Genomic DNA, 12,376 nt, shown 5'->3' with positions numbered 1-12,376 from the left:
GCCAATTAAAAAGATCTCTTCCCTTTGGCACATTATCTCATTGGCACATTATTTATCCTTCATCTTGCTCCAAGTATCTTTTAGGGATACGGTACGGTTGAAGACTAATTTGCCGGGCGTAGAATCTTTGTCCACATTGAAATAGCCGATACGTTGGAACTGCAGGTAGTCGAGCGGCTTGGCGTCTGCCAGATATTTCTCTACATAACAGTTCGTCAATATGTTCAGAGAGTCCGGGTTGATGATCTCTTTCATCGCTTCCAGCGGCGAACAGTTCTTTGCTTCGCGGATAGCCGCCATCTCGTCGCGCGGGTTCTCCACTTTCCAAAGGCGGTCGTACAGGCGTACTTCGGCCGGCAGACAGTGTGCACAGCTCAACCAGTGGAGCGTACCTTTTACTTTCCGGTTGCTGTCCGGCATACCGCTCTTGGTGTTCGGATCGTATTCGCAGTAGATTTCCGTGATTTCGCCGTTCCCGTCTTTCTTGCAGCCCGTACATTTCACGATATAGGCATTTTTCAGACGCACTTCCTGGCCGGGAGTCATACGGAAAAATTTCTTAGGAGCATCTTCCATGAAGTCTTCCCGTTCGATCCATAGCTCGCGGCTGAATTCGATCGTATGGCTGCCTGCCGACGGATCTTCCGGATTGTTGATCGCTTCCATCTCTTCCACCTGTCCTTCCGGATAGTTGGTAATAATGAGCTTGACCGGGTTCAACACGGCCGATACACGGGTTGCGCGGGTGTTGAGGTCTTCGCGGACGGCACTTTCCAGTAATGCAAATTCGTTCAGCGCATCGTAAGTGGTGTAACCGATCTTGTCGATGAACTTATGAATTGCTTCCGGTGAATAACCGCGACGGCGGAAACCGCAGATGGTCGGCATACGGGGATCGTCCCAGTCATGTACCAGGCCTTCCTTCACGAGGATCAGCAGGTTTCGCTTGCTCATCAGCGTGTAGCTCAGGTTCAGTTTGTTGAACTCTGTCTGGCGCGGACGGTTGTCGTCGAGGTCCTTGCCCTCTTTCAGCCAGTCGATGAACAGGTCGTACAACGGACGGTGCACGACAAACTCGAGCGTACACAACGAATGAGTGACACCTTCGAAGAAGTCGCTCTGCCCGTGTGCAAAGTCGTACATCGGGTATGCTTTCCACTTGTCGCCCGTACGGTGGTGCGGAGTCTTGACGATGCGGTAGATGATCGGGTCGCGGAAGTGCATGTTCGGGTTTGCCATGTCGATTTTGGCACGCAACACCATCGAACCTTCTTCCAGTTCGCCGCTGTTCATCTTGTGGAACAGTGCCAGGTTCTCTTCGATCGGGCGGTCACGATAGGGGCTGTTTGTGCCCGGCTGTGTCGGCGTTCCTTTCTGTGAAGCGATCTGTTCGGAGGTCTGTTCGTCGATATATGCTTTTCCTTCCTTGATCAACTGGATTGCGAAATCCCAGAGTTGCTGGAAGTAGTCGGAAGCGTAGTATATATTATCCCAGTGGTAACCAAGCCATTCGATGTCTTCTTTGATGGCGTCCACATATTCCAAATCTTCTTTTACCGGATTGGTATCGTCGAAGCGCAGGTTGCAAACACCCCCGTACTTTTGGGCAATGCCGAAATCCATACAGATGGCTTTGGCATGTCCGATATGCAGGTATCCGTTTGGTTCAGGCGGAAAACGGGTCTGTACACGTCCCTTGTTTTTACCTTCCGCCAAATCTTTTTCTACCATTGCTTCAATGAAGTTCAAGCTCTTTTTACCTTCTTCTTCGTTTGTTTTGATATCGCTCATCTTTGTAGTTAAATGTTTTCTATTCAAAGTTTGCAAAGATAGTGAAATAAAGGCCGGAATGCAACTGTTTTCCGGCTTTTCTTTTCTTTTCTTTTGTTCTGATTTTTTCGCGAGGAAAAGAGTTCTCGCACGCATCTCTCTTTTCGAACGAAGTGAGAGAGAGATTTTCTTTACTTTTCTTTTCTTTGTGTACTTTTAACCGATAAAAACGGGATTTTTTCGACAAAAACGGGATTTTTTCGGATTTAATTTTTTGACTTATTGTTGTTTTTGATAGTTGAAAATGATCTTGATTTTGTCTGTACGGATGTCTGAATACACTTGCATGGAACTGTAAATACACTTGCATGAAATTATAATTGCACTTGCATGGAATTTAGAATATATGGGCATGGAAATGAAATTGGATGCGGAAAGGCGAACATTGGATGCAGATAAGATAAAACATAGATGCAGGAGGTGAAATACTACTCCCGCATCTGGTATCTTTTTTATCGGGGTTATTGTATTAAATCAGGCTTATCAGAAGTGCAACGTTTAAGAAGGTCACAAGTGCCCCTAAAGTGACTAAAATGATCGTTGTGGATCGCGAGTTCACAAATTTGCCCATTACTTTTTTGCTGGATGTCAGGTAAACTTGTGTGAAAACGGTGATCGGCAACTGTACGCTCAGCAACATTTGCGAGTATATTAAGCCTTTAAATGGATCGCCTACGACAAAAATAATGAGTAAAGCAGGGATAAACGACAACAAGACTCCTAATTTGGAGTGAAGGTCTTTGTGGTTGTATGCTTCACCGTAGAATCCGGCAAAGATGGATGCTCCGGCGATCCCGGATGTGATCGTGGAGGAAATACCTGCCAGCAGGAGTGCTCCGGCGAATATGACACCCGCATTGTTTCCGACCAGCGGGACCAATAGTTGTTGTGCCTGGTCCAGTTCGTCTACCGCAATATTCTGTTTGAAGAAGGTTGCTGCTGCCAGGATAATCATGGCCGAGTTGATCGCCCAGCCGATAACCATAGATAACAGCGTGTCGTAGAATTCATATTTCAATTGCTTTTTGATCACCGATTCGTCTTCGAGGTTCCATTCGCGGCTCTGTATGACTTCCGAATGCAAAAACAGGTTGTGAGGCATGACGACGGCTCCCAGCACACTCATGATGATCAACATGGAGTTTTCCGGGAAAGTCGGCTTTATCCATCCTTCGATGGCGGCTCCCCACTGTACGTCGACCAGCGCCAGCTCATAGAGGAAAGAGAGCCCGATGATCGAAACGAACATGATGATCCAGCGTTCTATCTTACTGTACGTATTGGTAAGCAACATCCCGAGGCAGACAATTGTCACGATGACAGCGCCGACCTTGATCGGCATCCCGAACAGCATCCGCAGAGCAATTGCGCCTCCCAGCACCTCGGCAAGCGAGGTCGAAATGCTGGCCAGCATGGCGGAGACCAGGATGGGGCGGCTTAGTGCGCGCGGCATATATTTGTTGGTCGCCTCCGAGAGGCAAAGTCCGGTAACGATCCCTAAGTGGGCGACGTTGTGCTGGATGATAATCAGCATGATGGAGGAGAAAGTGACTACCCAAAGCAGGGCATAGCCGAATTCGGAACCGGCAGCCAGATTGGTCGCCCAGTTTCCCGGATCGATAAAGCCTACGGTAACAAGTAATCCCGGTCCGATATATTTTAGCAGGTCCAGAGCGCCGGCACTCGGACGGTGGTTGATTTTGAGTTTGTCTAATAGATTCATATTGATAGTTTATGTTATTGTTGTAAATGATGATTTATGGGTGTGATGGAATGACATCGTTGTCGAAATGATTGTCGTTCTGTAGGGGCAGGTTCTAAACCTGCCCGATATCGACAAATATACATATTTCAATCGGGCGGGTTTAGAACCCGCCCCTACAGCGACACCTTAAATATACCAATAAATCATTATTTACCGTCCAAAGATATAAAATATTTACCGGTGTAAATGTTTATGATAATTGATAATTTTTATCGGCTGATTTGTTTTATCTTTATAATTGTCGATTCATCAGGGGAATGTCAATATGAACGTCGTCCGTTTGGCGGCAGGCGCACTCTTCAGGGCGATGCTGCCTCCCGAAAGGCGCATGATCTGGCGGGAGATGGAAAGCCCGATACCGCTGCCGCCTTCCTTGGTGGTGAAGAACGGGACGAAGATATGTTCGGCCTCTTCCTGCGGAATGACAGGCCCGTTGTTGCTGACTTCGATCAGGACGGCTTCTTCTTCGTTGCAATAGGCTTTTAGTTCGATCAGGCCGTCCGCCTGTTCGTTGCCGATCGCCTGCATAGCGTTCTTCAGCAGGTTCAGGACAACCTGCGAGATCAGGTTCTCGTCTGCATAAACGATCAGGTCGGAAGGTTCTACGCTGATATTGATTGTGATGTTGGGGTAATTGGTATGGTGCCGCGCCAGCTTCACCATACGTTCGGTGAATTTCAGGACATAGAAAAGAGTCGGCTCCGGTGTCGGGATATGTGTGAATTTACGGTATGACTCCACGAAAGAGATCAGGCTTTTTCCTGTCGTACTGATTACTTCCAGCCCGTTGCGTATCTCGTCGTCCGCATTTTGATGCAAAGAGAGAAGCGTGTCGCTGAGGGAAGTGATAGGAGTGACCGAATTCATGATCTCGTGCGTCAGGACGCGTGTCAGGCGTATCCACGAATCGATCTCCTTATCGTCCAATTCGCTGTTTATATCGTTGATTGCCAGGATGCGCACATGCTTTTCCTGTAGCGTCATTTCCGAAACGCGGATGGACAGGTGCACGTTGCCGCGTTCGTTGGTGAAGGATATCTGGTGCTTGTCGCCCGGCTGGATATTCTGTATGACGGTTTTCAGGTTCTCGTCTATGCGGGCAAGTTGGCGCACATTGGTGAAGACGGTCAGTCCGAGCAGCCGCAATGCTTCGTTGTTCGTCTGAAAAATCACGCCGTTGTCATCAAGAACGATAATACCGGTATTTACGCAGTTCATGATCAACTCGTAATATTTCTCTTTCTGGACGGCATCCGCTTTGGCCTGGAAAAGAATCTGCGTGATGCGGTTAAGCGATTCACTGACTAATTTGTCGTTCGACGAGCGGCCGCGTGTCGCGTACTGGAAAGCGTAGTCGCTGTTGTCTATCGCGTCGAACATGAAAGCGACTTTTTGGGCGTTTCGCTTATCGGACAACAGGATTAACCGGAGAAGTAAAGCCCAGATTAATAGGAGCGGGATAAAACATATCCATTCCTGCCGGAGGGCGAAATAGGTCTCGGCTATTGTCAGAAGAATGAAAACAGCTATACGGAGATGGAAATTATGGTAACATCCTTTCAGCAGCATTATAGTTCGTAACGTTTTATCTTATTGTATAAAGTCTGGCGGGAAATCCCCAACTGGCTTGCGACGAGCGACAAATTGCCGCTGTACTTGTCCATTGCATTTTTGATCATATTATATTCCATCTCTTCCAAGGTTGTCGCCTCTTTTGTCGCCGGTTCCTTTTTCGGCCGTGGAAAATCGAAATCGTCCAGTACGCTTCCTTCGGCAATGATAACGGCTTTCTCGATCGTGTGTTCGAGTTCCCGTATATTTCCGAACCAGGGTTGCGCTTTCAGTTTCTCTTTGGCATCCGGACTGAGGCGCATGGCGGCTTTGCCATAGATATTGGCATATTTGGAAAGGAATATCTCGGTAAGCGGAACAATGTCTTCGGGCCGTTCCCGGAGGGGCGGTATCTCCACATGGATCGTGTTGATACGATAGAGCAAGTCTTCGCGGAAATCTCCTTTCTGTACCATCTCCTGCAAGTCGCGGTTGGTTGCACAAATCAGGCGGATATTGACCGGGATAGGCGTATTGCTTCCCACGCGGACAATGCTGCGCCGTTGCAAGGCGGTCAACAACTTCGCCTGCAGATGGTAGGAGAGGTTCCCGATCTCGTCGAGGAACAGCGTGCCGTTATCGGCGACTTCGAATTTACCGGGGCGGTCTGCCCGTGCGTCGGTAAATGCACCTTTGACGTGCCCGAACAGCTCGCTTTCGAAAAGCGTCTCCGTAATGGCTCCCATATCGACCGGAACCAATGTTTCTTTCTTTCGGTTGGAAAGCAGGTGGATCTCGCGGGCAAGCATTTCCTTGCCGGTCCCGTTTTCGCCGGTAACCAATATGTTGGCGTCTGTGCGGGCGACTTTCTCTATCAGGGAACGGAGTTGCTGCATGGCGTTGCTTTCTCCCCAGAACATTCCGCTCTCTTTGGAGACGACGAGTTTATTGTCGGCGATCGCAATGCCTTTGCGGTTTGAGGTCCGGATGTTATAGGCCGTTTTCAATGTTTCCAGCAACTTGGCGTTGTCCCAGGGCTTGACAACAAAATCGGCCGCCCCTTCCTTGATCCCCCGTACGGCAAGGTCGATATCCGCATAGGCCGTGAAAAGAACCACCTGTATCGATGCATCTTCCTTTTTTATTTCCGAAAGCCAGAACAGCCCTTCGTTGCCGGTGTTGATACCGGCACTGAAATTCATATCCAATAGAACCACATCTATATTTTCGTCGTGCAGTGTGGCTTTTATCTTATTGGGAGTAGAGATGGTTATTACCTTCTCGAAGCAAGTGCCTAACAGCATCTGTACTGCGGTAAGGATCCCTTTGTTATCGTCTACTACCAGTATGGTGCCTTGTTTTGTCATTTGTTTTTCTTGTATGTCTGTTGCAAAGATAATTTGTTCTGTTGGAGTAACTGATAATTTAAAAGAAATTTTGTGATTTTGATGAGAGTTGTATCTTTGTTTATCGTTAATTAAAACAGATAGACTATGAAAAAATATGATAGACACTCTATTCGGCTAAAAGGGTATGATTATTCTTGCAAAGGATTATATTTCGTGACGGTATGTGTACAAGACAGAAAACAGCTACTTGGAAATATTATGGAAGGTATCATGGAAATAAATGATATCGGAGAACTTGTTCAACAAGAATGGTTAAGCATAGAACAACGTTTTCCTGTGGTTTTGCATGAATACACGATTATGCCTAATCATTTTCATGCCATTATCGAACTCGTAGGGGCAGGGCTCTGCTCTGCCCGGATAGGAGATCTCCGGGAAATAGACAAGAGGGCAGAGCAGAGCCCTGCCCCTACGGTGGGAGATGTTGTTTGTGCGTTCAAATCGTTGTCTACCAAACGTTATAACAGGCATTGGCACTATCCCAAAGGACATCGTTTGTGGCAACGGAATTATTATGAGCACATCATCCGGAATTATGATGACTACGACCGAATCTCCTGTTATATCCACCATAATCCTGGTCGGTGGGAAGAGGATATGTTTTACGGATAGTGTCTTCGCATTGTCTAATTATTTTACACCACTGTCCAATTTTTTGACATCTGTTGCCAAATGATATTATACTAACTCGTTGTATATTATTGTTTTATCTATTTTGGCACGCTCTTTGCACTTTATCAGGTAGAAAATAATATAGCAATGAAAAAGATCATATTTACAACAGTACTTTCTTTTACCCTGGTTGCCTCGGTAATGGCGCAGGATAAAATATGGAGTTTGGACGATTGCATGCGGTATGCGGTGGAAAACAGTCCGAAGGTAAAGCAGCAGATTTATACCAATAATACATATAAAGCCGAGCAACAGTCTGCCATAGCCTCTTTTTTGCCTTCAATCAGTACACAGGTGGATGCACAGTATAGGTTTGGACGTTCTGTAGACCCGGAGACAAATACCTATGTAAACACATCTACCTTTAATAATGGCTATGGAGCTTATGCTTCCTTGCCGCTTTTCAGAGGCGGACAGTTGATTAACCAATGGCGCCTGGCAAATGTGAACCGCCACATGGGCAGAAATGATTTGCAGAAGCAGAAAGATGATTTGGCAATCAGTATAATGGATGCATTTATTACGGTTGTTTATTACCAGGGATTGGTGAAGATGTGCTCCGAAAAGTTGGAAGACAGCCAGCGGCTTTTATACAAGACACGCCGTCAGGAAGAGTTGGGTTTGAAAGGAAAGGCAGATGTTGCCCAGATCGAATCGCAGGTAGCCGGTGACGATTATAACTTGACGCATCAGCAGAATCTTTATAATACGGCGATGATGACTTTGAAGAATGCGATGAACTATCCGTCGGATTTGGCACTCGATGTCGATACGGTTGTTCCTCCCGTGCAGGATATATTGGCCGAGGAATCTGTCAGCGCCATACAAGATTATGCCATGGCAAACAATCCGACTGCTTTGCAAGCAGCATTTCAGTTGAAAACCAGCAGAATGAACTATCTGATAACAAAAGGGAAATTACTTCCGACTCTTTCTGTCGAAGCAGGTATCACTACCAGTTACTTTGAAAACCTGAAATCGGAAAACGCTCCAACACCCTTTAAGGATCAGTTTAAAAATAACCGGGGAGAATATATCTATTTCAGTTTTAGTTTTCCTTTGTTTGATGGCCTGTCACGGATTACCAACCTACGTCGTGCCCGCAATAATGTCCGCATCGCTTATGAAAAACAGACCGAAACACTTCGTCAGTTGCAAAAAGATGTCGAACTGGCTGTCTTAGACCGGGAAGGCTATGCTAAAGAAACGATCCAGATGGAGAAGAAAGTCAAAGCCGATGCATTGGCCTATCAGGTTACTCTCCGTAAATTCGAGGAAGGGCTGATGAGTCCGCTCGACGTACAGACAAATGCAACGACTTTGTTGAACTCGAAGGCTGACCTTTTACAGAGACGTTTGCTGTACATGATGAAATGCCGTCAGGTTGATTATTATAAAGGGCAACCGTTGATAATTGATAATTGATAATTGAAAATTGAAAGTTGAAAATTGAAAGTTGAAAATTGAAAGTTTAAGAAATAAAAACATACAATCATGGATATACAGTTAGAAAAAAAGAAAGGTCTTCAGAAGAAGCATATTCCTTATGTAGCAGGTGGCGCTTTTTTCCTGGTTTTGGTAGGATGGATTGTTTTTGGTGATCACGCTTCGACGTTGAAGGTGGATGCACGCGGTGTCAATATAGGGAATGTAACGAAAGAACAGTTTAACGATTTCGTTCGTGTGAACGGCCAGGTACAGCCTATTACGGTTGTGCAGCTAAGCCCTGAAGAAGGGGGCATCGTGCAGGAGAAAGTCGTAGAGGAAGGGGCACAGGTGAAGAAAGGGGATGTGATCATCCGTCTTTCCAATTCAAACCTTGACCTGCAGATACTGGATGCCGAAGCCCAACTGGCGGAAAAACAGAATTTTCTTCGTAATACGCAGGTGGCGATGGAACAAGACAAGCTGAATAACCAGTTGGAAAAGGCCCAGTTGGATGTGGATATGACACGCTTCCGTCGCGCTTATAACCAACAAAAAAAGTTGTATGAAGAAAACCTGATTGCAAAGGAAGAATTCCTGAAAGCAAAAGAAGATTATGAGCTGGCAAGTAAGAAATACGATCTGGTAGTGGAACGTTTGCGCCAGGATTCGATTTCCCGCACGATCCAGATGGACGAAATGGAAACCAGTTTGTCCAATATGCGTAAAAACATTGCTTTGGTGCATGAACGCAAAGAGCATTTGAATGTCCGTTCACAGATAGACGGTGAATTGGGATTGCTGGATGTAGTATTAGGCCAGAATGTTTCGGCCGGGCAGAAAATCGGGCAGATAAACGACTTGTCGGACTATAAGATCGAAGCTTTGATCGACGAACATTATATCGACCGCGTGAAAAAGGGATTGTCCGCAACATTCGAACGCCAGGGATCGGATTTTGAATTGAATGTACGCAAAGTCTATCCGGAAGTGCGCGACGGTAAGTTCCGTACGGATTTCGTCTTCACCGGCGAACGCCCCGATAATATCCGCAGTGGACAGACCTATTACATTAATCTGGAACTTGGACAGCCGACAGAAAGCATCATCATCCCGCGCGGAACATTCTTCCAGAGCACAGGCGGCAGCTGGATCTTCGTTCTTGACAAAGACGGCAAGAAAGCATATCGCCGCAAAATCAAGATCGGTCGCCAGAACCCGCAATATTACGAAGTCATTGACGGCCTCGAAGCCGGTGAAAAAGTGATCGTTTCCAGCTATGAGAGCTATAAGGATAATGAGGTGCTGGTACTTGAATAGAGCTAAAGTATAATTTTTTTCTCCGATAAATGCAAGGTTTCTTTTCGCCTTGCATTTATTGTATATAAACGATAATCAAATAACGAAAAGAATCATGAAAAATCTTGTTTTTGCTTTGCTTGCACTTTGTGCATTCGCTTCTTGTGAAAATGGTGACGATATTCCCCGTAAGAAAGACCGCACGGATATTCCCTTGACGAAGTCCGAGCAGACATTGGCCGATGCCGGCAATGACTTTGCCTTTTCCCTGTTACGTGAGGTCAGCAGCAGCCATGCACAGCCGTCTAATATTATCCTGTCGCCGATCAGCGTAAACTACATGATGTCTATGCTGAACAACGGAGCTGCCGGGGAAACAGCGGCTGAGATTGCCCGTACGCTGGGTTTCGGTGATTCCAAGACGGAGGAAATAAACGCGTATAATCAGAAAATGATCGTCGCCTCGGCTGATCTCGATCCGCAGGTGACGGTGCATACGGCTAATTCCATTTGGGTAAGGGACGGGTTGGATATCCTGCCGGATTTCCGGAAAAGCAATGAGTCTTATTATAAGGCCTCCGTTCAGAACATGGATTTCTCCAGGCCGGACGCATTGAAGCAGATTAACGGATGGGCTTCCAAGAATACGGATGGCAGGATTCCTGCGATTCTGGACAAGATCAATCCGAACGCCTGTATTTATCTGCTGAATGCGATTTCTTTCCGGGGCGAATGGAGCACGCCTTTCGAAAAAAGCAATACCGGTAAGGATGTCTTTACCGATGCCTGGGGGCGTGAACAGGAAGTGCAGATGATGAATGCCACGTATGATGGTGTCGTTTGTGAACATGAAAAATTCAGGATGTTGTCCCGCTCGTATGGCAACGGAGCTTTTTCCATGTCGATCTTGTTGCCGGACGAAGGTGTGACAAACGCCGAAGTGATCGCTTTGCTGAACAGTGAATCCTGGAAGCAACTTCCTGAGAACCGCAATGGTTACAAGATTCATTTGAAGCTGCCCCGGTTCGTTACTTCTTACGATATTGAACTCAATGATGTATTACGGTCGTTAGGGGTTGTTTCGGCATTTTCTTCTTCTGATGCTGATTTCTCCAAGTTAAGTACGACACAGATTTTCTTGTCACGCGCCCTGCAAAAAGCCCGTATCGAGGTCGACGAGGAAGGAACGAAAGCCGAAGTGGTAACATTGGGCGAGGGATGGGTATCTTCCCCTGGACCCAGGCCGGAAATGCAGAGGATGGATTTCTTCGTGAACCGCCCGTTTATTTACCTGATAAGCGAATTCAGCACAGGGGCAATCTATTTCATCGGAGAGGTGAACCGGATTGAATGATCGCCCTTGTGGCTGCCGCGACCGGGCGGTTTGCGAACCGCCCTCCTACAAGGCTTGTTGTATTTTTTCCATTCCTTTGCGGAAATCGTCTATGATTTCTTTCATGACATCGGCAACCGTTTGCGTTTCCCGGAATAAGGATGCGACTTGTCCGATCTCCAGTTCACCTTCCTGGAGGTTGCCTTCGAAGATTCCTTTCTTGGCGCGACCTTTTCCTAACAACTCTTTCATTTCCTCGACAGAAGCACCACGGGCTTCTGCTTCTTCAACGGCTGTCGTGAAATCTCCTTTTACCAGGCGGGTGGGAGAGAGCTTCTTCAACAAGAGCTTTGTATCGCCTTCGTTCAGGCTGAGGCACAATTGTTTGAAGTTCTCATGTGCCGAACTTTCTTCCGTCAGGGCGAAACGGGTTCCGATTTGGACCCCTTCGGCTCCGAGGGCGAAAGTAGCCAGCATGGCGCTACCTGTCCCGATACCGCCGGCAGCCATCAACGGGAGGGTCGTGGCACGGCGTACGGCAGGGATCAGGCAGAGTGTCGTCGTCTCTTCGCGGCCGTTGTGACCGCCGGCTTCAAAACCTTCGGCAACTATGGCGTCGACACCGGCCTGTTCGCATTTGACGGCGAACTTGGAACTGCTGACGACATGGGCGACCTTCATCCCGTGCTCTTTCAGAAACCCTGTCCATGTTTTGGGATTACCGGCTGAAGTGAAAACAATCTTTACACCTTCTTCTACCAGTATATTCATCAAGGCATCAATCTCCGGGTACATCAAAGGGACGTTCACGCCAAAAGGCTTGCCGGTGGCAGCCTGGCATTTGCGGATATGTTCGCGTAAAACGTCCGGATGCATGGAGCCTGCACCGATTAATCCGAGACCTCCTGCATTGCTGACTGCCGAGGCGAGCCGCCAGCCGCTGCACCAAACCATTCCACCTTGTATAACCGGGTATTGAATACCGAAAAGTTGACAAATTCTATTCATATTCATCTTCTATTTAGTTCATATGGAATGCAATATTAATGAAAATATGCTGCCTTTTCTCATCAACTATAGCTATATTTGCGA

General features: G+C 47.0%; 9 protein-coding genes. 4 read left to right on the top strand and 5 right to left on the bottom strand.

Features of this window, described 5'->3' with window-relative positions:
* Positions 1 to 48: 48 nt before the first annotated feature.
* From ACPYIV_RS07535 to ACPYIV_RS07520, 4 genes are all read right to left on the bottom strand, one after another.
* Complete coding sequence (locus ACPYIV_RS07535; protein WP_293740598.1) at positions 49 to 1,791, bottom strand: glutamine--tRNA ligase/YqeY domain fusion protein; 1,743 nt, start codon at positions 1,789 to 1,791, stop codon at positions 49 to 51.
* A gap of 508 nt (positions 1,792 to 2,299) precedes the next feature.
* Positions 2,300 to 3,553, bottom strand: coding sequence for an Nramp family divalent metal transporter (locus ACPYIV_RS07530; RefSeq protein WP_293734859.1), 1,254 nt, complete (start codon positions 3,551 to 3,553; stop codon positions 2,300 to 2,302).
* 291 nt (positions 3,554 to 3,844) lie between these two features.
* Entirely contained in the window at positions 3,845 to 5,164 is a 1,320-nt protein-coding gene (locus ACPYIV_RS07525; protein WP_293740485.1) for a sensor histidine kinase, read from the bottom strand.
* Positions 5,164 to 6,513, bottom strand: coding sequence for a sigma-54-dependent transcriptional regulator (locus tag ACPYIV_RS07520; RefSeq protein WP_293733857.1), 1,350 nt, complete (start codon positions 6,511 to 6,513; stop codon positions 5,164 to 5,166). The genes ACPYIV_RS07525 and ACPYIV_RS07520 overlap by 1 nt, the downstream gene beginning before the upstream one ends.
* Before the next feature lie 252 nt (positions 6,514 to 6,765).
* Here ACPYIV_RS07520 and ACPYIV_RS07515 point away from each other — a divergent pair, with 252 nt between their 5' ends.
* The 4 genes from ACPYIV_RS07515 (at position 6,766) to ACPYIV_RS07500 (ending at position 11,305) form a co-directional block, all read left to right on the top strand.
* The gene (locus ACPYIV_RS07515) at positions 6,766 to 7,167 is read left to right on the top strand and encodes a transposase (protein ID WP_301705633.1); all 402 of its coding nucleotides are present in this window, start codon (positions 6,766 to 6,768) and stop codon (positions 7,165 to 7,167) included.
* A gap of 147 nt (positions 7,168 to 7,314) precedes the next feature.
* On the top strand, positions 7,315 to 8,652 hold the full coding sequence (locus ACPYIV_RS07510) for a TolC family protein (protein WP_425886253.1): 1,338 nt from the start codon (positions 7,315 to 7,317) through the stop codon (positions 8,650 to 8,652).
* Positions 8,653 to 8,721: 69 nt separating this feature from the next.
* On the top strand, positions 8,722 to 9,972 hold the full coding sequence (locus tag ACPYIV_RS07505) for an efflux RND transporter periplasmic adaptor subunit (RefSeq protein ID WP_293733854.1): 1,251 nt from the start codon (positions 8,722 to 8,724) through the stop codon (positions 9,970 to 9,972).
* Positions 9,973 to 10,066: 94 nt separating this feature from the next.
* Positions 10,067 to 11,305 carry a serpin family protein gene (locus ACPYIV_RS07500; RefSeq protein ID WP_293733853.1) on the top strand — a complete coding sequence of 413 codons (1,239 nt, stop codon included), beginning with the start codon at positions 10,067 to 10,069 and terminating at the stop codon, positions 11,303 to 11,305.
* A gap of 45 nt (positions 11,306 to 11,350) precedes the next feature.
* On the opposite strand, the gene ACPYIV_RS07495 is transcribed toward ACPYIV_RS07500, so the two are convergent.
* Positions 11,351 to 12,292, bottom strand: coding sequence for an NAD(P)H-dependent flavin oxidoreductase (locus ACPYIV_RS07495; protein WP_293733852.1), 942 nt, complete (start codon positions 12,290 to 12,292; stop codon positions 11,351 to 11,353).
* Positions 12,293 to 12,376: the final 84 nt, after the last annotated feature.

This window comes from Parabacteroides vesiculifaciens, assembly GCF_049860805.1.
GTDB lineage: Bacteria > Bacteroidota > Bacteroidia > Bacteroidales > Tannerellaceae > Parabacteroides.
Note: the sequence above shows the minus strand (reverse complement) of the source record. Positions and strands in the feature narration are given on the sequence as shown.

What these genes read in the sequence shown, in the direction of transcription:
- ACPYIV_RS07515 (WP_301705633.1), top strand. Translation starts at nt 6,766, where the DNA reads ATGGAAATAAATGATATCGGAGAACTTGTTCAACAAGAATGGTTAAGC.
- ACPYIV_RS07530 (WP_293734859.1), bottom strand. Translation starts at nt 3,553, where the DNA reads ATGAATCTATTAGACAAACTCAAAATCAACCACCGTCCGAGTGCCGGC.
- ACPYIV_RS07525 (WP_293740485.1), bottom strand. Translation starts at nt 5,164, where the DNA reads ATGCTGCTGAAAGGATGTTACCATAATTTCCATCTCCGTATAGCTGTT.
- ACPYIV_RS07510 (WP_425886253.1), top strand. Translation starts at nt 7,315, where the DNA reads ATGAAAAAGATCATATTTACAACAGTACTTTCTTTTACCCTGGTTGCC.
- ACPYIV_RS07500 (WP_293733853.1), top strand. Translation starts at nt 10,067, where the DNA reads ATGAAAAATCTTGTTTTTGCTTTGCTTGCACTTTGTGCATTCGCTTCT.
- ACPYIV_RS07535 (WP_293740598.1), bottom strand. Translation starts at nt 1,791, where the DNA reads ATGAGCGATATCAAAACAAACGAAGAAGAAGGTAAAAAGAGCTTGAAC.
- ACPYIV_RS07495 (WP_293733852.1), bottom strand. Translation starts at nt 12,292, where the DNA reads ATGAATAGAATTTGTCAACTTTTCGGTATTCAATACCCGGTTATACAA.
- ACPYIV_RS07505 (WP_293733854.1), top strand. Translation starts at nt 8,722, where the DNA reads ATGGATATACAGTTAGAAAAAAAGAAAGGTCTTCAGAAGAAGCATATT.
- ACPYIV_RS07520 (WP_293733857.1), bottom strand. Translation starts at nt 6,513, where the DNA reads ATGACAAAACAAGGCACCATACTGGTAGTAGACGATAACAAAGGGATC.